The 19,547-nt window shown below is 43.8% G+C and carries 23 protein-coding genes and 1 tRNA gene; 11 read left to right on the forward strand and 13 right to left on the reverse strand.

Annotated features, from left to right (window positions below; all coding sequences use genetic code 11):
* Window position 1 precedes the first annotated feature (1 nt).
* Together ICN39_RS06615 and ICN39_RS06620 are read right to left on the reverse strand one after the other, a co-directional pair.
* The gene (locus ICN39_RS06615) at window positions 2-1,789 is read right to left on the reverse strand and encodes an acyl-CoA dehydrogenase C-terminal domain-containing protein (protein ID WP_216233259.1); all 1,788 of its coding nucleotides are present in this window, start codon (window positions 1,787-1,789) and stop codon (window positions 2-4) included.
* Window positions 1,790-1,813: 24 nt separating this feature from the next.
* Complete coding sequence (locus ICN39_RS06620; protein WP_216233260.1) at window positions 1,814-2,449, reverse strand: TetR/AcrR family transcriptional regulator; 636 nt, start codon at window positions 2,447-2,449, stop codon at window positions 1,814-1,816.
* 239 nt (window positions 2,450-2,688) lie between these two features.
* Here ICN39_RS06620 and ICN39_RS06625 point away from each other — a divergent pair, with 239 nt between their 5' ends.
* The 3 genes from ICN39_RS06625 to ICN39_RS06635 all read left to right on the forward strand — a co-directional run bounded on the left by ICN39_RS06625 (window position 2,689) and on the right by ICN39_RS06635 (window position 6,134).
* Window positions 2,689-3,501 carry an outer membrane protein gene (locus ICN39_RS06625; protein WP_216233261.1) on the forward strand — a complete coding sequence of 271 codons (813 nt, stop codon included), beginning with the start codon at window positions 2,689-2,691 and terminating at the stop codon, window positions 3,499-3,501.
* 139 nt (window positions 3,502-3,640) lie between these two features.
* Window positions 3,641-5,317: a long-chain-fatty-acid--CoA ligase gene (locus ICN39_RS06630; RefSeq protein WP_216233262.1), complete on the forward strand. Its 1,677-nt coding sequence runs from the start codon at window positions 3,641-3,643 to the stop codon at window positions 5,315-5,317.
* Window positions 5,318-5,396: 79 nt separating this feature from the next.
* On the forward strand, window positions 5,397-6,134 hold the full coding sequence (locus ICN39_RS06635) for a 1-acyl-sn-glycerol-3-phosphate acyltransferase (RefSeq protein WP_216233288.1): 738 nt from the start codon (window positions 5,397-5,399) through the stop codon (window positions 6,132-6,134).
* Window positions 6,135-6,167: 33 nt separating this feature from the next.
* On the opposite strand, the gene ICN39_RS06640 is transcribed toward ICN39_RS06635, so the two are convergent.
* The 5 genes from ICN39_RS06640 to ICN39_RS06660 form a co-directional block, all read right to left on the reverse strand.
* Window positions 6,168-6,620, reverse strand: coding sequence for a DUF4442 domain-containing protein (locus ICN39_RS06640; protein WP_255532338.1), 453 nt, complete (start codon window positions 6,618-6,620; stop codon window positions 6,168-6,170).
* A gap of 12 nt (window positions 6,621-6,632) precedes the next feature.
* Entirely contained in the window at window positions 6,633-8,375 is a 1,743-nt protein-coding gene (locus ICN39_RS06645) for an IlvD/Edd family dehydratase (protein ID WP_216233263.1), read from the reverse strand.
* A 64-nt stretch (window positions 8,376-8,439) separates the two neighbouring features.
* Window positions 8,440-9,279 carry a transporter gene (locus ICN39_RS06650; RefSeq protein ID WP_255532339.1) on the reverse strand — a complete coding sequence of 280 codons (840 nt, stop codon included), beginning with the start codon at window positions 9,277-9,279 and terminating at the stop codon, window positions 8,440-8,442.
* Between the two features lie 42 nt (window positions 9,280-9,321).
* Window positions 9,322-9,849 (reverse strand): hypothetical protein, encoded by a 528-nt coding sequence (locus tag ICN39_RS06655; RefSeq protein WP_216233265.1) that lies wholly within the window; start codon window positions 9,847-9,849, stop codon window positions 9,322-9,324.
* Window positions 9,850-9,877: 28 nt separating this feature from the next.
* Window positions 9,878-11,191, reverse strand: coding sequence for a U32 family peptidase (locus ICN39_RS06660; protein ID WP_216233266.1), 1,314 nt, complete (start codon window positions 11,189-11,191; stop codon window positions 9,878-9,880).
* 208 nt (window positions 11,192-11,399) lie between these two features.
* On the opposite strand from ICN39_RS06660, the gene ICN39_RS06665 reads away from it, so the two are divergent.
* Window positions 11,400-12,011: a hypothetical protein gene (locus ICN39_RS06665; protein ID WP_255532341.1), complete on the forward strand. Its 612-nt coding sequence runs from the start codon at window positions 11,400-11,402 to the stop codon at window positions 12,009-12,011.
* A gap of 172 nt (window positions 12,012-12,183) precedes the next feature.
* Here the strand turns inward: ICN39_RS06665 and ICN39_RS06670 are convergent, their stop codons facing one another.
* Complete coding sequence (locus tag ICN39_RS06670) at window positions 12,184-12,330, reverse strand: lmo0937 family membrane protein (RefSeq protein ID WP_216233267.1); 147 nt, start codon at window positions 12,328-12,330, stop codon at window positions 12,184-12,186.
* Between the two features lie 181 nt (window positions 12,331-12,511).
* Here ICN39_RS06670 and ICN39_RS06675 point away from each other — a divergent pair, with 181 nt between their 5' ends.
* Window positions 12,512-12,769 (forward strand): hypothetical protein, encoded by a 258-nt coding sequence (locus ICN39_RS06675; protein WP_216233268.1) that lies wholly within the window; start codon window positions 12,512-12,514, stop codon window positions 12,767-12,769.
* Window positions 12,770-12,825: 56 nt separating this feature from the next.
* On the opposite strand, the gene ICN39_RS06680 is transcribed toward ICN39_RS06675, so the two are convergent.
* Complete coding sequence (locus ICN39_RS06680; RefSeq protein WP_216233269.1) at window positions 12,826-13,032, reverse strand: hypothetical protein; 207 nt, start codon at window positions 13,030-13,032, stop codon at window positions 12,826-12,828.
* Between the two features lie 9 nt (window positions 13,033-13,041).
* Window positions 13,042-13,281 (reverse strand): DUF2789 domain-containing protein, encoded by a 240-nt coding sequence (locus tag ICN39_RS06685; RefSeq protein ID WP_216233270.1) that lies wholly within the window; start codon window positions 13,279-13,281, stop codon window positions 13,042-13,044.
* A gap of 111 nt (window positions 13,282-13,392) precedes the next feature.
* On the opposite strand from ICN39_RS06685, the gene fumC reads away from it, so the two are divergent.
* From fumC to ICN39_RS06715, 6 genes are all read left to right on the forward strand, one after another.
* Window positions 13,393-14,775, forward strand: a complete 1,383-nt coding sequence (gene fumC, locus ICN39_RS06690; RefSeq protein WP_216233271.1) for a class II fumarate hydratase — start codon at window positions 13,393-13,395, stop codon at window positions 14,773-14,775.
* A gap of 94 nt (window positions 14,776-14,869) precedes the next feature.
* Complete coding sequence (locus ICN39_RS06695; RefSeq protein WP_216233272.1) at window positions 14,870-15,349, forward strand: bacterioferritin; 480 nt, start codon at window positions 14,870-14,872, stop codon at window positions 15,347-15,349.
* A 16-nt stretch (window positions 15,350-15,365) separates the two neighbouring features.
* A complete protein-coding gene (locus ICN39_RS06700) occupies window positions 15,366-15,920 on the forward strand; it encodes an NADPH-dependent FMN reductase (protein WP_216233273.1) in 555 nt (184 codons plus the stop codon).
* A 587-nt stretch (window positions 15,921-16,507) separates the two neighbouring features.
* A complete protein-coding gene (locus ICN39_RS06705; RefSeq protein ID WP_216233274.1) occupies window positions 16,508-17,122 on the forward strand; it encodes a DUF1003 domain-containing protein in 615 nt (204 codons plus the stop codon).
* 131 nt (window positions 17,123-17,253) lie between these two features.
* Window positions 17,254-17,526 carry a hypothetical protein gene (locus tag ICN39_RS06710; RefSeq protein WP_216233275.1) on the forward strand — a complete coding sequence of 91 codons (273 nt, stop codon included), beginning with the start codon at window positions 17,254-17,256 and terminating at the stop codon, window positions 17,524-17,526.
* A 519-nt stretch (window positions 17,527-18,045) separates the two neighbouring features.
* Window positions 18,046-18,867, forward strand: a complete 822-nt coding sequence (locus tag ICN39_RS06715) for a Crp/Fnr family transcriptional regulator (RefSeq protein WP_216233276.1) — start codon at window positions 18,046-18,048, stop codon at window positions 18,865-18,867.
* A gap of 64 nt (window positions 18,868-18,931) precedes the next feature.
* Here the strand turns inward: ICN39_RS06715 and ICN39_RS06720 are convergent, their stop codons facing one another.
* From ICN39_RS06720 to ICN39_RS11265, 3 genes are all read right to left on the reverse strand, one after another.
* A complete protein-coding gene (locus ICN39_RS06720; protein WP_216233277.1) occupies window positions 18,932-19,102 on the reverse strand; it encodes a hypothetical protein in 171 nt (56 codons plus the stop codon).
* 45 nt (window positions 19,103-19,147) lie between these two features.
* Window positions 19,148-19,219 (reverse strand) — tRNA-OTHER (locus ICN39_RS06725).
* A 219-nt stretch (window positions 19,220-19,438) separates the two neighbouring features.
* The coding region (locus ICN39_RS11265) for an IS3 family transposase (RefSeq protein ID WP_370623700.1) at window positions 19,439-19,547 on the reverse strand (109 nt) is incomplete at its 5' end.

A 19,547-nucleotide genomic window follows, 5' to 3' on the forward strand; every position in this document is an offset into this window, starting at 1 on the left:
CTCAGAAAAAATCAGCAGGCATAGCCATTAACGATTTAGAGCCAGCACGTGCTTGACGGATCAGCATGGCTGTCTCAGGAAGGAGTTTGTCAAAGTAGAAGCGGGCGGTAGCTAGCTTTGCTTGATAGAAAGGGTCATTGCTCGATTTATTCGCTAATGCAATTTTTGCCATTCGCGCAAACAGATACGAGTAGATCAAGTGACCCACAACGCGTAAGTAAGGCACGGCAGCAGCACCCACTTCCTCGTGATTCATCATGGCTTTCATGCCAATTTCTTTAGTAAGCTTTTCAACCTTAACGGCGATATCAGAAAGTGGATCAATAAACTCCTGCATATCCTTGCGAACCCCTTCATCTTCGATGAACTGTTCGATGATTTTGCCAAACTTGGTGAGCTTTTTGCCCATATCACCAAGGACCTTGCGGCCCAAAAGGTCCAGTGATTGAATGGTATTGGTACCTTCATAAATCATATTGATGCGAGCATCACGAACATATTGCTCCATGCCCCATTCAGCAATATAACCGTGACCACCAAATACCTGCATACCTTCGTTGGTAGCAGTAAATGCGTTATCAGTTAAGAAGGCTTTAATGATTGGAGTAAGTAGGGCAACCATTTCACCCGTTTCTTTGCGAACCTTTTCATCTGGATGGTTTAGCTCTTTATCAATCATGAGAGCCACCCAGTAGGAGAACGCTCGGCCAGCCTCTGCATATGCTCTCTGAGTAAGAAGCATTCTGCGAACATCGGGATGAACAATAATCGGATCAGCCGCCTTTTCGGGGGCCTTAGCACCAGTTAAGCTGCGCATCTGCAAACGCTCTTTCGCGTAAGCAGCAGAGTTTTGATATGCCACCTCGGTCAAGCCAAGACTTTGCATACCCACACCCAAACGTGCTGCATTCATCATAACGAACATCGCATTAAGGCCTTTGTGGGGCTCACCAACCAGAGTGCCGATAGCGCCATCGAAGTTCATGACGCAAGTAGCATTACCATGAATGCCCATCTTATGCTCTAGGGAGCCACAAGACACTTCATTGGGTTTACCAATTGAACCATCAGCCCCAATATGAAACTTCGGAACCGCAAACAAAGAGATTCCTTTGCTTCCAATTGGGGAGTCTGGAAGACGTGCTAAAACAAGATGAACAATGTTCTCAGCTAAATCATGATCTCCGCTGGAGATAAAAATCTTGGTCCCATTGATGGAGTAAGTGCCATCTGCCTGAGGCTCCGCTTTAGTCTTTAGCAAACCAAGATCTGTGCCGCAATGGGGTTCAGTCAAACACATCGTTCCAGTCCATTGACCAGAAACCAATTTTTCTAAATAAGTTTTTTTCTGCTCTTCAGTACCATGCGCATGTAAACATTCGTAAGCACCATGCGACAAACCTGGGTACATCGTCCAGGATTGATTGGCAGAGTTGAGGGTTTCATACAAGACTGTATTGAGTAACTGCGGCAATCCTTGACCACCATAAACTGGATCACACGACAATGCAGGCCACCCACCCGCAACATACTGTTCATAGGCTTGCTTAAAGCCGGTAGGGGTTGTAACTGACCCATCCTCATGGCGTGTACAGCCCTCTTTATCGCCAATCTGATTTAGAGGAAAGGCGATCTCGCTAGCGAACTTACCTGCCTCTTCGATGATTTGATTCATCGTATCTTTATCAACATCTTGATATGCAGGTAGTGCAGAAAACTCCTTATCGGCACCAAGGAGTTCATGAATTACAAATTGAATATCACGGAGGGGTGGGTTGTATTGAGGCATGGTGTTCTTCTATTAAGGTTTAGATTAATTGGATTTACTGCTGCTCAAGATATCTTTGATTAACTTATTAGCATTGGCTAGACATTTGGGGCTGTCTAAAAAACGCGAATCATGATGGACGCCAAGGGCCATGCTATATAACTGGAAGAGTAGGGTATCCACATTTACGGATTTCTTTAAGTGCCCAGCTGCAATAGATTCTTTAATCGCACGACGGATTGCGGAACGCCAGTCTTCTACGCTGCGCACTAATTCATCTCGAACAATGCCGGGTTGGTCATCAAATTCAACGGCGCCGGCAATAAAGAAGCAGCTTGAACTGTCATCACCAATGCTCATCTTGATCCAAGACTGAATCATGTGATTTAAGCGAGGTAAGCCTTTGGGTTTAAGAAGGGCGGGTGAAAAGATGAGGTCCTGAAATCGCTGGTAATACTCTCGCACTACCGCAACCTGCAATTCTTCTCTAGAGCCAAAGTGGGCGAAGACACCACTTTTACTCATTTTGACAGCCTCTGCAATATTGCCGATGGTCAAGCCTTCTAGCCCTGATTTGCTAGCAATAGCCAAAGCCGCCTCAATGATGGAGTTCTTTGTCTGAACGCCTTTCTTGGGCTCAATTACATCCCTTTGTAAATCCCTTGATTCTTGAATGGACATGTCAATGTACGCAATATGTTGTAAAAATAATACGATCGTTCGTTTATATTACATCATTAATTTAATCTTGAAACCAGTATCTAGGCTCTTAAATCAAAGTTTTCGATCTGTTGGGCCAATAAAATTGATGCGCTGCAAAATAAATAGAGGGAAAACCCGAGATCCAAATGCAAACAAAGTTAATTAAGATTCTGGGAGTTGTTACAGATTTATTACAAAATAAACACAGGAAGACACAAATGAAAACAGTAAAAATTAGCGCCTTAGTTTTGGCAATGGCTGGAGTATTCGCAACAAGTGCGCATGCACAGTCTGCAAAAACAAATGCTTGGGAAGGTGCATACGGCCAAATTGGCGTTGGCTATGGAATGTTTGTGCCCAAGATTGGAAGTGGAACTGCTGTTACCAAAAATAGCGCAGTCGCTCCGGCCGGCATTCCTGGGGTACCTGCGGGCACACCTCTTACCGCATTGGGATACCCTGCTAACGTATCACAAGGCGCGTCAGCAAGTAATGTCAATAATGTTAATACTGGACTGGCCAATATAGCTGCTGGCTATAACTTTGGCATTAATGAAACCTGGATTTTGGGAGTTGCTGCAACTTATTATCCAGGTGCTAGTTCTTCCGCAACAGGACAATTAAGTGTTGCGAACACTTCAATAAGTGGAGCTCTCGGAACGCTGCCAGTACCTGGTGGAAGTAGTACAGCAACTTATAACGTTAAGAACTTATACAGCATCATTCTTACGCCTGGCTATGCAATTGACAAAGACCGCTTAGCATACGCTAAGGTTGGTTATACAGGAGCCACCATTGGACTTAATGGCCCAACTCTTGCATATCAAAGCACTAATTTAACTGGCTACACTTTAGGGTTAGGTTACAAGCAAATGATCACCCAATCACTCTATGCTTTTGGAGAAGTAAACTACGCTTCCTATGGTACAAAGTCTTTAACGGCAACCCTTACAACAGGCACTCAACTGCAAGGTATGACTGTTAGCGGTGTTGGTACCGATATTTTGGTTGGTGTTGGTTACCGCTTCTAATTGCAGTAAGTTGTTAAGTCAAAGCCCTCTCATCGCAGAGGGCTTTTTCTTTAGATTTATTGTTCCTATGATTAGAATGAGTCATACAGATTTAACATTCTGACTATAAATAAAACTATATCGAGACTGGAAGTAACTCATGGTTAATCCCTCAAAACCCTGGTTAAAACACTATCCTGAGGGTGTTCCTCATGATGTTGACATCTCTGGCTATAACTCTTTGCTGGATATGTTTGAGGAAGCCTTTGAGCGATATCCAAATAGACGTGCCTGCGAGTATCTGGATAAGTTTTTAACTTACCGAGAGCTTGATTCACACTCCAAGCACTTCGCCTCCTATTTGCAAAACCTGGGTTTAGAGCCTGGTGCGCGTGTTGCAATCATGTTGCCTAACGTTCTACAGTTTCAGATTGCAATGATCGGTATTCTTCGTGCTGGATATGTAGTAGTTAACGTTAATCCGCTCTATACCGCCCGTGAGCTGGAGTACCAACTTAAAGATAGCGGTGCTTCAGCACTAATTATCCTAGAAAACTTTGCGCATGTTTATCAACACATCGCCGCTGACGTGCCATTGAAAAAGACTATCGTTACTTCCCTTGGCGAAATGATTGGTCTGAAGGGTTCTGTAGTTAACTTTGTAGTGCGCAATGTTAAAAAACTCGTACCCGCGTGGGACTTGCCTGGTCACATTACTTTCTTAGCAGCGCTAGGTGAGGGCAGTCGCCATCGCTGGAACAAACCCAATACCTCTTTAAGTGATATTGCCTTCTTGCAATATACCGGTGGCACTACAGGCTTATCTAAGGGCGCTATTCTTTTACATAGCAATATTCTTTCTAACGTCATTCAGACAGAGTTATGGCTTGAGCCGGGATTAAAGCGCAAGCAAGTAGACCAATTGGTTTTCTTGTGCGCACTACCGATGTATCACATCTTTGCTCTAACAGCCTGCGCAGTATTGGGTATGCGTAAGGGCGGTTTATTAGTTTTAGTCCCCAACCCGCGGGACTTTGATGGCTTCATTAAATTGTTGAAGAAGCATCCTGATATCAATATTTTCCCTGGTGTTAATACGCTCTTCAATGCATTGATGCACAAACCAGAATTTGCCTCTGTGAAGTTCCCTAATATTTTGGCAACGATTGGTGGTGGTATGGCAATGCAAAAGGTGGTTGCTGATCATTGGCAAGAAATGACAGGTGCTCCCATTGCTGAAGGCTATGGCCTCTCAGAAACATCTCCAGTCGCCTGCGTGAACTCAGCCTTAATCGAGAGCTTTACGGGGTTTATAGGTTATCCAGTGCCGGGTACTGAGGTCATTATCTTGGGGGATGATGGCATTGAGGTGCCTTTCGGCACTCCTGGTGAGATTTGTATTCGGGGTCCGCAGGTAATGGCTGGTTACTGGAATAAGCCTGAAGAAACTAAGAATGTCATGACATCGGATGGCTTCTTTAAATCTGGCGATATCGGCATCATGAATGCAGATGGACTAACGAAGATCGTTGATCGTAAGAAAGACATGGTTCTAGTTTCTGGATTTAATGTCTACCCAAATGAGGTGGAAGAGGTCCTATCTTTGATACCGGGCGTCTTGGAGTGTGCGGTTATTGGTGTACCCGATGAAGATTCCGGTGAAGCAGTCAAAGCGTTTATTGTGAAGCAGGATCAATCTCTAACAGAAGAAGTTATCTTGGCATTTTGTAAAGAGAACCTTACCAACTATAAGCGTCCTAAATATATTGTTTTCCGCACTGATTTACCAAAAACCAATGTTGGAAAAATCCTAAGACGTGAATTAAGGGATTTATGAGCATTACCAGGCATCATCTCGTAAAGGCCAATCATTTAAAATAAGTTTTTAGCTCTTTATTGGTAAAAATATTATCGTGATTCTTTGGCTTCGTTCTTTCCTATTTTATCTATTTGGTCTCACAACCGTCACCATTGTTGCTACCGCAATTATTTTGGCCATCCCCTTTACGAGTCGAGGTGCGCGTTACCAGATGGGCGTATTTTGGTGCCGCTTAACCCAGAAAGCGCTTTTATTTTTCTGTGGAATTGATATCAAAATAGAAGGCTTTGAGAATATCCCTCAAGACCCCAATAAATCCCTGATCATTTTGGGTAAGCATCAATCGGCATGGGAGACATTTATTTACCCAGCCTTTTTCCCAAGACAGCTTTGCTTTGTATTCAAAAGAGAATTATTGTTTGTGCCATTTTTTGGTTGGGCTCTGGCCTCGTTAAAAATGATCCACATTAATCGCGGTGATCGTGAGAAAGCTCGATCAACAGTCAATGAGCAGGGTAAGGTAGTCTTGGCTGAGGGTAGTTGGATTGCCATTTATCCAGAGGGTACTCGAACCCCGCGTGGGTCATTCAAGCCATACAGAAAAGGCGGCGTACGCCTTGCTATTAGCACCCAAACTGACATTCTTCCGGTGGCGCAGAACTCTGGCGCCATATGGCCTAGAAATACCTTCTTAAAGCGTCCGGGGGTGATTACGCTTTCTATTGGGCCGGTGATCTCAGTGGCAGGAAAAACGGAAGAGCAGTTACAGCTGGAGGTAGAAACTTGGATTGAAGGTGAGATGCGCAGAATTGATGCTCCTGCTTATGCAAATTAACTAATCGATTAATAAATAGGCTAACAATATACGTTAGCTTTTCTTGATCTTCTTGCGGATGTATAAGGTCTTGGTGATGCGTGCCACAACATCTCCTTTTTGGTCTTTAACATCGACTACAAAGTCTTTGAGTACTTTGTCGCCAGACTCAGCAGAGCTGATGATGTCATCTAGCTGTTCTTGAGTAATTTCAAAGTTGGCATGAACCTTACCCTGGCCAGGTTTGAGAAATTCAATCTTCGCTGCTTGATCCCAAACGATATAGCCTTTACCAATATTCTGAGACACCATCATCATAAAGAAGGGGTCGGTCATCGCAAATAGGCTACCCCCAAAGTGAACGCCAATAATATTTCGGTTCAATAGACCATGCTTAAGACCTACCTTGGCATGACGAAAGTCTTTGGAGATATGCTCAACCGTAATGCCTGCACCCAGGAACGGGGGCCATAAATTCATGCCCCTGCGCAAGAGATTAGCGTTCATTACTGAAAATTTCTATTTAGATGAAGGCGTTTTGCCAACTATTTTGACTGCCCTCAAGAAATCAAAGTCGACACCCTGGTCTGCTTGTGTCACGGTATCTAAAAAGAGCTTCTTATAGCCGCGTTCAGCGGTAGGTGAAGTAATAGGATTGTCTTTCATGCGTTTAGCCAGTTCTTCGTCTGAAATTAATAAACTAATCTCACGATTCTTCACGCTTAAGCGAATGCGGTCACCATTGCGTACTTGCGCCAATGGGCCGCCAATAGCGGATTCTGGGGTGACGTGCAAAACAATGGTGCCAAAGGCGGTGCCGCTCATACGTCCATCGGAGATGCGGACAATATCTTTCACGCCTGCACGTGCTAATTTCATCGGAATAGGGATGTAGCCAGCCTCGGGCATACCAGGAGCACCCTTAGGCCCAATATTCTTCAGAACTAAAATATCATCAGCAGTAACGTCTAAGTCTGGACTATCAATCCGATTAGCTAAATCGGCAGCATCTTCAAACACCACTGCACGACCTTCATGCTCCATGAGCTTCTCGTTGGCAGCCGACTGCTTGATGATGGCGCCACCAGGGGCTAGATTGCCGTGTAATACAGCAATACTGCCGCGCGGATAGATCGGTTTATCAAATGGACGCACGACATCTTGTTTAAAGCTTGGTGCTGCGGCATCAATTTCTTCTCCCAGTGTTCTGCCGGAAACGGTCATTGCATCTAACTTTAAAAGTGGCTTGAGTTCACGTAGCAGGGTAGTCATACCGCCAGCATCATGGAAGTTTTCCATGTAGTGGTCACCAGAGGGTTTTAAGTCAACCAGCACAGGGGTTTCATCACCCATCTTATCGAGCGCATCTAAATCAATCTCTAGTCCCATGCGACCCGCAATGGCGGCTAAGTGAACAATGCCATTAGTGGACCCGCCAATGGCCAACAAAACACGCATGGCATTTTCAAATGCGTCAGCAGTGAGCACTTTATCGATCGTTAGGCCTTCTTTAGCCATCTTCACGGCACAAGTACCGGTTTCTTCAGCGACGCGGATACGGTCTGCTGTGACTGCTGGTGGAGTTGCTCCACCGGGAACCGTCATACCCAGCGCTTCAGAGATACAGGCCATCGTGCTTGCAGTGCCCATCACCGAACAAGTGCCGACACTGGCTACCAGCTGATCGTTAACCTCATCTTTTTCAACTTCATCAATTTCACCGGCGCGGAATTTACCCCAGTAACGGCGGCAGTCAGTGCAGGCACCAACACGTTCACTACGATGTGAGCCTGTCAACATCGAACCAGTGATCAATTGAATGGCCGGCAAGCCAGCAGAAGCGGCGCCCATCATTTGCGCAGGAACAGTTTTGTCGCAACCACCAATCATAACTACGGCATCCATCGGCTGTGCTCGCAACATTTCTTCGGTGTCCATAGACATCAAGTTGCGCAAGTACATGCTAGTAGGCGCAGCAAAACTTTCATGAATTGAAATCGTCGGAAATTCCATCGGCAAGCCACCGGCTAACATCACGCCGCGCTTTACCGCTTCAAGGAGCTGGGGCATATTGCCATGGCAGGGGTTGTATGCGCTACCGGTATTGATAATGCCAATGACAGGGCGATCTAAAGCGCTATTGGTATATCCAGCGCCTTTAATAAACGCTTTGCGTAAAAATAAAGAAAAGCCTTTGTCGCCATAGCTGGTTAAGCCTTTGCGCAAACCGCTCTCTGCTGGATCTTTTGGTGTATTGCTCATATTTGTCTCATATCTCTTTTTAATGTTCTTTGGACTTATTGTAGCGATGGAGCAGCCTATTTACCTACAGTCCGCCACCCCAGCGGTACTGCCAGGAGATCCCCAGTGCGGTGTAGTCGGTATTGGTGTTGGAGTAGACGCCTTTGCTGCCTGTTAGGCGGATCGAATTGTGCTTATTGATAGGGTAAGAAAAAGTGCCACCAAAACGCCAATTTTCTTGTGAGCCACTGATTTCCGTTCCGTTGACATATTTCTGGCCTCCCATGAAGTAGGTCGCATCAGCAGAAATATAGGCCGTATTCTGAAAGTAATAGATCACATGGGCTTCCGACGAATAGATGGGATTTTGGGAGAGCGTATTGCCTCCCAGAAAGCTAGTATTGCTGGTGTAGATCGTGGCCATGCCTGCTAATTCCAAGCGCCATGGTCCGACTGCTTGAGAAGCTCCGATGGCCGGTTGAATCAGTGAGCGATTGGCACCCACGTTGAGCATTTGCTCGCTGTTGTACTTGCCCCATGGGATGGATGCAGCAAGACTGGTGCCAATAATTAAGTCTTGCTGGTAATTTTTAAATTCCTCTATCGAGAGTGCTGGAGCACCATAAAGATTGGCAGAGATCTTCACTACGGGATCAGATAGACCTTCTGCGGAGGCGTTCATATTTTGGGCCCCAATACTGCCAGTACCTGATAGTTGCGCATACGGAACTAAGAGACTAATTCGACCAGATTGTCCAAAGACGTCGATGATGCGAGTCAGGTTTACTGCTTCTGTAGTGAGGGTGTAAGAACCACTTTTGGCTCGTGCAATGCCGCCAGTAACAAAGTTAATGCCAATCGGTGCATTGGAATAAGCGCGAGCTTCGATTTCTTGCGCGGAGACCTGTTGGTAAAAAAATCCCAATAGGCAAAACCAAATAATTCTCACGTAATACAAGTAAGTCAATTATTTTTTGGAGCCAAATAAGACTGTAAGGGTTTCAGTATTGCCTACAGCCATATTGAACCCCACAAAAATTAAGTAAGGCCAAACAATGAGCCAATACATAATTGACATTGCAAGAACTCTTAATGGATCACCGCTTCCAAAGGCTGCCATAGAGGCAATAAAGTCTTTTCCATTGATGAGTCCATGGACTCCGGCTTCAAGGTAATTCAAGGCAATAACAACAGCTAGATAAATCAGCGACTCAAGCATGAGTGATTTAACAATGCCACTTTGCTTATCGATCTTCATTGGATAAACAGCCTGAGCAATCAACATAAATTTGGCAGATAAAGCAGCCTTGATCAAGGCAAAGCCAAATATGGAAAGGGGAATAGGGCGTTCTTCAAGGGCGGTTGCGGCCATAAAGGCAATTGCGCAGAACCATGTGCCGAAGTAGATTGATAATGCAAAGGCCTTTCTCATCTCCTCTGCAAGTTTAGTTTTCAGGCCAGGTTTGCTTGCTTGAATTTTGGTGCTGTTAGTCATGAAAATCTTCAGTCAGGGGGCAAAGACATTAATCGCCACAAGTGGAGCAGGCGCTAGAACTGGCTACTTCTGCTGGCGCTGGCTCTTGCGTATAGCGCGCAATGAAGGCATGTTTAGTCGTCATCGGAATCTTGAGCCAAACAAAGTGGCCTGAACCAGGAGCCACGTCAATTGACTCGCCCTTCATATTCCACATTTCAGTCAATACAACATCCGCGTTTCCATTCGGTTCGATGATTTCGATCTTATCGCCGACAGAAAAGCGATTCTTGACATCAACCTTTACTCGACCTGTTGCCGAATCAATCTCGAGCGTTTCCCCAACGTATAAGCTGCGGCCAGACAGAGAGTGGCCACGCATATAGAGTTGGTACTCTTTATCGTGGTGACGCTCATAAAAACCATCGGTATAGCCACGATTGGCTAAACCTTCTAATTGACCTAACAAGGCAGTATTAAATGGCTTGCCCTGAACAGCATCATTAATTGCTGCTCTATATGACTGAACAGTTCGTGAAACGTAATAAGGCGATTTGGTACGACCTTCAATCTTGAAGGAATCAACGCCCATCCTGGTTAAGCGCTCAATATGCTCAACGGCTCGCAGATCCTTAGAGTTCATGATGTAGGTGCCATGCTCATCCTCTTCCATCGGCATCAATTCATCAGGACGGCGTGCCTCTTGAAGTAGCACAACATCACCACTAGTATTTTGTTGACCAGGCTTCACCTTGTAATCCCAGCGGCAAGCGTTGGTACAGGCGCCTTGATTGGAGTCTCGATGGGACATGTAGCCCGATAACAAGCAGCGACCAGAGTAGGCAATACAGAGTGCGCCGTGAACAAATACCTCAAGCTCCATCTCTGGACAATCTTGACGTACTTCTTCGATTTCATCAAAAGAGAGTTCGCGAGACAGAATCACGCGACTAATACCAACTGAGCGCCAAAACTTAGCTGAAGCACCATTTACTGTATTTGCTTGGACTGATAAATGAATCGGCATATCTGGCCAAGCTTCACGGGCCATCATGATTAATCCGGGATCTGACATGATTAAAGCATCGGGCTTTAATGCAATCACAGGATCCATATCTTTAATGTAAGTCCGCGTCTTACCGCCATGAGGCAATAAGTTAGAAACCAAATAAAACTTCTTACCCATTTCATGGGCGGTATCAATACCTTGCTTGAGAACCTCGATCTTGCCAAAGTCGTTATTGCGAACGCGCAGCGAATAGCGAGGCTGTCCGGCATAAATAGCATCAGCGCCAAAATCAAAGGCAGTACGCAGCATGGAAAGGCTGCCGGCTGGAGCGAGAAGTTCAGGAATCTTAGTCATTTGGCTATTTTAGTGAATACAGCTGACCTTGCTTGATTTGCGTCATTAATCGGCCCTGGAGCTTGCCAGACCTAGGTTTGCGTTAATCTGACCTTCAAGCCGCCGCCTGAGGAAGAGTATCCTACGGGGAATGTGGAGAGTATTGCCAAAATGAACCAGGAGCCTTCCCTTTGACTTTTCACCCTAAATTGAAGGCGCGCAGCAATAAATGCAGAAAGAATCAAGAAAGAACGCAATGACAAAACTGACATCAAAACCCATCCTAAAAAAAGCCAGCGGTATTTTGACTCAAGAGTTTGCAATACCCAAAGATATTGCCTGGGCATGGGTCACTTTATTACTCTCGCAAGAAGAGCAAAAGCGCGATAGCGAAGAAAAGCGTTATAGCCGCATTGCAGAATTCGAAGCCTGGATTCTGGGTTTAAGCTTGCCAACGGACCCAAAAAATCCTGAGAGTGGTGCGGTGAGTCCGGGGGCTGTCAAAAATTCTGCAAGAAATATCTTTGAGTGGCCCCATGAGTACATATTCGAAGAGCCAGCAGCACCAAAGCATCTAGATGCTAAGGTTGGCTATAGCGATACGATCACCAAGCCCATTTTGGATGCAATCAAAGACGCCGGTGGATCTGATGATCGAGCAGCGCTGATTAACATCTTAGAAGGCTACGCAAAAGAAGGTAAAGAGCCGTTTGCCAATGTCACGCCAGAAGGTATTGAATGGAAAGGCAGCGCTTGGACGGAGGGCGATAAATACAATCTTCTAACCATTAAGACCCTCAATAACCGCCTAGCTAATCTACGCAAGAAGGGTTTGATCTAAGTAGACATTGCTTTGCGCCACCAAAAGAAAAAGCCCCTAGATTTCTATAGGGGCTTTACTTATTTGGCTCCGCGACTTAAGACCCAAGCTGGCGACTACCAATTCACGACTCGTCAAAACCTGCTGACAGTAGGCATTAGTTAATGAGTTATGCAGTGTTCAATTGATTAAGCTAAAGACGATGCCCTTGAATTATTCTTACCAAAAACATCACAACCGCTATCAATAGAAGGATATGTATAAATCCCCCCAATGTATAAGACGTAATGATTCCAGCAAGCCAAAGCACAATAAGTACCACTGCAATCGTTTCAATCATACGATTCCCTTTTCCATAGAAGTATTAATCTAGCCTCCTTCGATGGCGCTGTATGTGCTAAAGCGTACATATAAATATTGCCAATATGCCGCAAAATAAAAAAAACAGGCATTGGCATCTTTTTAACAATGCAATGTTTAGTTGTTCTTACAGAAAACTACTCTAGAAACTATGGGAGATCATGATGAGAAATCAATGCGTTGAGAAAAATATTTGTGTTCGGCTGTGCGATCAAACACCGAGAGATATCCTAATAAGTCTCCTGGAGGAAGAGGGTGATATTTTAGGTTGGGAGGCAGAAAATCTAATATATGAGTCAGCACTCCGTATCAATGAATTGCCTGAGGCAGCAATGAGAATGGCGAGGTTTGCGCTGAAGGGGTTGGTGAGGGATGGGGTTGTATTGAGTGAAAACGGCTTAATTTCCCTTAAGGATTAATGATTTTGAGTCTTTGGTTGCTTGCCTAGTAATGCAGTGTGAGCAACCAACGAGAATTACTCCCTTACTTTTGCAAATATTGTATTTGCGTCTCCGCGGTTTTCTGCCAAGGCCATTCTTAGGGCTTCATTCTCGAAGGCAATCAGGTCCACCGGATCCTTTTTTAGATCTTCCGTATTTTCAACGCCATCTAGATTGATTACGTAGGTCCAGATAATGTCTGGCGACCAACTTTTATTGTAAATATCAACAATACGTTTCATAAGCGTGCTTTACCGAGGCTCTCTAAGTTGCGCATTAAGAAGATCAATTACCTCAGCCCAATCTGCATCTTTGAGAATCTCGTCTCTGAGGAAATTTTTTTGACTTGGTTCCCAAAAGCTAGCTTCTGCGAGAACAATAGAGGGGTCCAGGGGTGCATGCACTTCAATAAATTGGTCAATTGCACCACCATCAGCAGGAAGCCCTAGCTGCTCAAATAAAGACTTCAGAGGATGAAAGGTAGCGTCCATATTTAATATCCTTTGTATCTAATACCTGTATACGCCAAAAAAATAGAGATGGCAACTAGCAAAATATTTACTCAAAATTGCATATTTGGATAGAAAGTATAAGATTGAAGGATGAATACCTCGAGGATTGAGCGCGATAGTTTTGGAGCTATTGAAGTTCCGCAGCATCGTCTATGGGGCGCACAAACCCAACGCTCTATAGGCCATTTTGATATCTCGACAGAGATAATGCCGCTTGAATTTATTAAGTCATTGGCATTGGTTAAGAAGGCTTGCTTAATTGCTAATATGGATCTTGGTCTTTTACCTCGGGAAAAATATGAGCCATTATTAAAGTCGGTTGATGAAGTGCTTGCTGGAGATCTTAATGATGAGTTTCCTTTATCCGTTTGGCAAACCGGTTCTGGCACGCAAACCAATATGAATATGAATGAGGTTCTTGCCAATCGAGCCATCCAAATCATGGGAGGCACTCTAGGTCAAGATCATCTCATTCACCCCAATGACGATGTCAATTTAGGTCAATCTTCGAATGATGTCATCCCAACGGCGATGCATGTCGCTAGCGTTACCCAGTTGCAAAATGAACTTTTGCCAGCCTTAGAGCAATTGATCAATACCCTGATAAACAAGTCCATTAAATTTTCTGACATTATCAAAGTAGGTCGTACCCACTTGCAGGATGCGGTGCCATTAATCCTGGGGCAAGAGTTTTCTGGTTATGTAGCCCAGCTGAAGTTGGCCCGTCAGGCCATTGCGCTTTCTACGCCGCAGTTATATGAGCTTGCAATTGGAGGCACTGCCGTGGGTACCGGACTCAATACTCACCCCCAGTTTGGAGTAAAAGTAGCCAAAAGGTTACAAGTACTTACTCATATTCCTTTTATTTCTGCCCCTAATAAGTTTGCAGCTTTATCTGGACATGAGCCCCTAGTATTTGTTCATGGCGCCTTAAAGACTCTAGCAGTGGCTTTAATGAAAGTCTCTACTGATATTCGCTGGATGTCATCAGGCCCTAGATCGGGTTTAGGTGAAATTACGATCCCTGAAAATGAGCCGGGCAGTTCCATCATGCCCGGCAAGGTAAATCCAACCCAATGCGAGGCACTCGCAATGATCTGCTATCAAGTGATTGGTAATGACGTCACTATTGGAATGGCTGCATCATCAGGTAATTTTGAGCTGAATGCCTTCAAACCCTTAATTTCGCATAATTTTTTGCAAACTATTCGGCTTTTGACTGATGGCATGAAATCATTTGAACACTATTGTGTACGTGGAATTGAGGCTAACATTCCCCGGATTGAAGAATTCATGAGTCGCTCGCTCATGTTGGTCACAGCCCTAAGTCCGCACATTGGATATGATCGCTGCGCCATGATTGCCAAGAGTGCTTATGAAAAGAATCTTAGCCTCAGGGAGGCTGCTATTGCAAGTGGTTTTGTCACTGACGCCCAGTTTGATCTGTGGGTTGTTCCAGGAAATCTTGTTTAAGTAATTATTCGGTTATGTGCGGTTTAGTACAGATCGTGGTGGGCGAATCGTAGACCATATATGTGTTCGGATGGATACATTCAAAGGATCGAAAATGAACTCTCAAATTAATCAAGTGGCTGTTCAAGCTCTCAATAAAATTATGGAACTTGAATTAGCGGGGGTCGTTAAATACACCCATTATTCATTGATGGTTTTTGGTTACAACCGAATTCCGATTGTTTCTTGGCTAAAAGGCAATGCTACTGAGAGCTTGGATCACGCCCACCGAGCGGGGGAACTTGTCACTCTATTTGGTGGTCACCCATCGTTAAAGATAGGCGCCTTATTGGAAACCGAACGACACGATATTGGCGATATCTTACGAGAAAGCCTTGAGCATGAGGTTGAGGCCTTGGGATCGTATTACGATCTATTAAAGATATCGACCTGCACGCATCCGGATAGTAATGGTGTTGAGTCTGTTTTGCTTGAAGAATATGCCAGAGAGATGATTGTGCAAGAAGAGATGCATTTAGATGAAGTTAATAAGATGTTGCGTAAGTCGGGTGAAATTGCACCCTTTGTTAATTAAGAGGGATGTTAATAATATGAGCAATATTAAAATTGCAGTCATCGTTGGTAGTTTGCGTAAAGAGTCCTTTAATCGCCATCTGGCAAATGCCATTATTAAAATCGCCCCATCAAGTGTGAGCTTTAAGTTGGTGGAGATTGGTGATCTGCCCCTATATAACCAAGACGAAGATGATCATCAGGCTGATGCCGTCAAAAGAATGAAGACAGAAATTCATCAATGTGATGGGGTGTTATTTGTTACCCCTGAGTACAACCGCTCCATTCCTGGTGTGCTTAAAAATGCGTTAGATCATGGATCTCGCCCTTATGGCCATAATGCCTGGGCAAAAAAACCTGCAGCCATTATTGGAATTTCACCGAGCCCTGTGGGTACTGCATTAGCACAGCAACATTTAAGGGGGGTATTAGCAACATTAGATATGCCAACCTTATGTCAGCCAGAGATGTTCCTGCAAATGAAGGAGGACTTTTTTGATAACACTGGAGCTATTGGCGAGGCTAGTAAGAAATTCATTAAGTCTTGGTTAGATCGCTACATTGTTTGGGTAACTACAAATAAAGGTATTTAAATTAACTAGGTTCGTCAAGATAGCCATAAAGCAAAAGGAACTCTATTTTCTTCATCACTATCTGGCAGATTGGCGCTCCTCTTGAAGCAGTATGCAATGCTATCTATGCGCTACAGAGCTGGCCTGAGTGGTGGCCAAGTGTCAAAAGTGTTGTAGAGCTAAACGCTAGCAATCGAGACGGGGTTGGGGGACATTATCAGTTCGTATGGAAGGGTGCCTTGCCCTATAGGCTAGAGTTTGCAATGCATGTCACACAATTTATACCTTCATGCATGATAGAGGGTTATGTGACGGGTGATGTTAGGGGCAAGGGGACATGGTTCTTATCAAGCGATGGCAAAACGACTACTGCGAGATATGAATGGGAAGTTTCTATATGCAGTCGCCTAATTCGATTATTTGCCTATATTGCGTATCCAGTTGTGAGATGGAACCATAATTTTGTCATGCATCAAGGGGGCTTATCTTTGGCCCGCTTGCTCAATGCCGATTTAATAAAAATTGAACACTCTTAGTTTGACTGGATTAGTAGGTCACATTGCCTTTGATGAATTGGACTCTTAAACATTCTTACTGGGGAGGAAATCATGCCAGAACATACAGATGAGGAGTCTCTAATGAATACCGAGAGTTCAGATAATAAGCAAATCAATCAAAACATAGATGCAGTATTAAATTTCTACGCTCGTGAGGAAAGTAAGATGAGTTTCGCTCAGCATCTTCTTGAGCGTATTAGCTGTTTTATAGGCGAGCCTATGTTTATAGCTCTGATTTTATTCTTTGCGGTTATTTGGATTACGGTAAATCTGGTATTGCCTCTCTACTCAGTAATTCAATTTGACCCGCCACCTTTTCATTTTCTGCAGGGGATCATTGGTTTATCTGCATTGCTAACGGCGACTATTGTTGTTTCGAATCAAAATCGTTTAGCAAGGCTTGAAGAGCGGAGAGCCCATCTAGATCTCAAGGTGAATTTGCTAACCGAACAAAAAACAGCAAAGATGATCGGCCTACTGGAGGAGCTAAGATTTGATTTGCCAAATGTTAAAAATAGGCCAGACTCAGAGGCTACAGAATTGAAGTATGCAATGAATCCAGGGCAGGTACTAGCTGCCTTGGACGAACGTAGTGAAATAAATCAATTACAGCAATCTTCCGCAGGAACCGAGGTAGTCGATGTTGATGGCCATAAATTAGTCTGAGATTTTTAGTGGGCGGTTAGTTGAAGTTGGATACCGCACAGATCATTGAAGATTAATTGATTAATCTTTAAGCTCATTAGCACGCATACTTGCTTAGTTGCGTCTTCTAAGAGTCTCTTAAAGGGGGTTGCATGAAATATTCAGTGAAGCGGGTGGGATTAATTTTCGCCATATCCTTGAGCCTTTTAACATCGGTAGGGTGCTCTAAGGAAGTGGATAAGGTCGGCGTGCAGCCTGCAGAGATTGCTCCAAATGAGTCTACGGAGAATGCAACACCCAATGCCTCTGCTGTTAAGTCAGATATTACAAAAGAACAGCAATCTAAAGAAATGCCTCTTCCGGGTCAGGCAAATGATCACTCAACTCTTGATCCAGTTGCCACTCAAAAAAATCATAAACCTTAGAAGCCCTCTTGATCAATTGCGAGCAACAGATGGCTGATGTGTAATGCTCATAAAACACGCGGTAATTTCTGTATGCAGTCTAATAAAAAACTTCAAAAAATTATCGCGGATAGATACTTGGTTGTATAAAAAGTATTGCTCTTAGCTGTAAATAATGGGCCCTAGATCGGCAATGCAAAGCTTCCTGATTTCATTAGTAGCTAGCTCCTTAACCTAGGATAAAACTAGGTACTTATGGATTAACAGGTTTTTGGGATCCAATTCAATCCAGATCTACACAAATAAACACAGCTTTAGAGGTCTCAATTGGGGTTTTGAGCTGGCCTATCGATAGAAGAGTGGCTACCACGTTGCTTAAATAACATCTAAGCCTGCTTACATTAGGCTGGTGGTTCAATATTGCTTAACGTGGCTTGAGGGGCCTATAACCATGGGGCGCCTAAATAATGAGGGTGTTTTTGCGTATTGCTATTTATAAGCTTGCCATTTATAAACAGAAAAGAAACCTTCGTATTGATAATGAGAAACATCACCATGGATTTCAGTAGCCGTACCGTAATGTATTCAAACTCCAGCAGCCTATGTTCAAGTTGCGCCTATCGCAGTCGTTGCGTCATTAATAAAATCTCTGCGAACGAGATTGATGGCCTTTCAAGATCCTTTATTTCGCGTAAGGCATTTCATGAAGGTCAGCATCTTTATAGAAGAGGGGATCCATTTGTTGGGGTCTATTCATTGCGATATGGAACAGTTAAGAATGAATTGGTTTTTCGCGATGGTGTAACTCAAGTAACCCACTTCTCAATACCCGGCGAGGTCTTGGGGGTAGATGGCCTAGGTAACGATAGGCATCAGCTAGATTCGATATGTTTAAGTTCTGTAGAGGTGTGTTCAATTTCCATACAGGATATAAATGGTATGACTAAAAATTTTCCTGAATTCATGGGGAACGTTACAAGCACACTTTCAGCATTGTTAAATATTTCTTATGCACACAATTATGATTTGGTGAATCTAAATTCGCTCGAAAGAGTTGCTGATTTTTTGATTGGTTATTCAAACCGCTTAAGTACGGTTGGCTTTGATCGCGATAATTTTATATTGCCCATGTCCCGTCCAGATCTTGCTAATTACCTGGGTGTAACAATCGAAACCCTAAGTCGCTCTTTAACGCATCTGGAGAAAATTAATGTAATTGCAGCAAAAAACAGGGAGATTAGATTCATTTCTAGAGAGCCGATATTTGAATTTCTGAATTCAGTTACCTTAAGAGAGAAGCATGAATTAATGAAGGGTAAGTCTCATTCTTATCCACCTTTTGATGAAAAAAGAAAACCATAAAGTGATATTGATTTATATGGTTTTCTGCTAGTCGATATAACACGTCCATAACAATCATCGGGTATTACTGTGTAGAGGATGACTGAGTGCGCCCATGATTTTGTAATATCTTCTCTCGGAATATCAAATCCTCAAAAATTAACTTTTCTAAAACATCGGCATGCCTCTTTGGAGTCTCCCCTGGTTGCTCGTTTAACCAATCATAGACTTCAATAATGCTTTTCATATTAATCAATTAAGTCTCCTTCTATCAGTTGCTGTAAAGGTTTATGGCAATGTTGACGGGTGAAGGGAATTGAACCCATATGGCATTCCTCCTGAGATTGCCGTTCTACCATTGAACTACACCCGTCCCAGAGAGCATGGGCTGGACATCTTTGCCGCGCTAGCAAAAAGATTTCGATTTATTCTCTCCCTCATAAATCGAACTACACATCATTTCCCACTCGATATTTATAAATACCTTTTAATTTTTAATTTTGATACGTATCAATTTTTATTGAGTATTTTGATTTCATCCATACTCTTCTGTGTAATATTGATTGTGAGGAAATGAATCGCTACCAATATCCTAGACACTTCCCAACCTCGCTTGGTACTGCTGTTCAAATCTTACCGGAGAAAGCCCATTGTTGTAACTATGGCGTCTAACCGGGTTGTAAAAAATTTCGATGTAATCA

Source organism: Polynucleobacter sp. AP-Reno-20A-A9, from assembly GCF_018882085.1.
Taxonomy (GTDB): Bacteria; Pseudomonadota; Gammaproteobacteria; order Burkholderiales; family Burkholderiaceae; genus Polynucleobacter.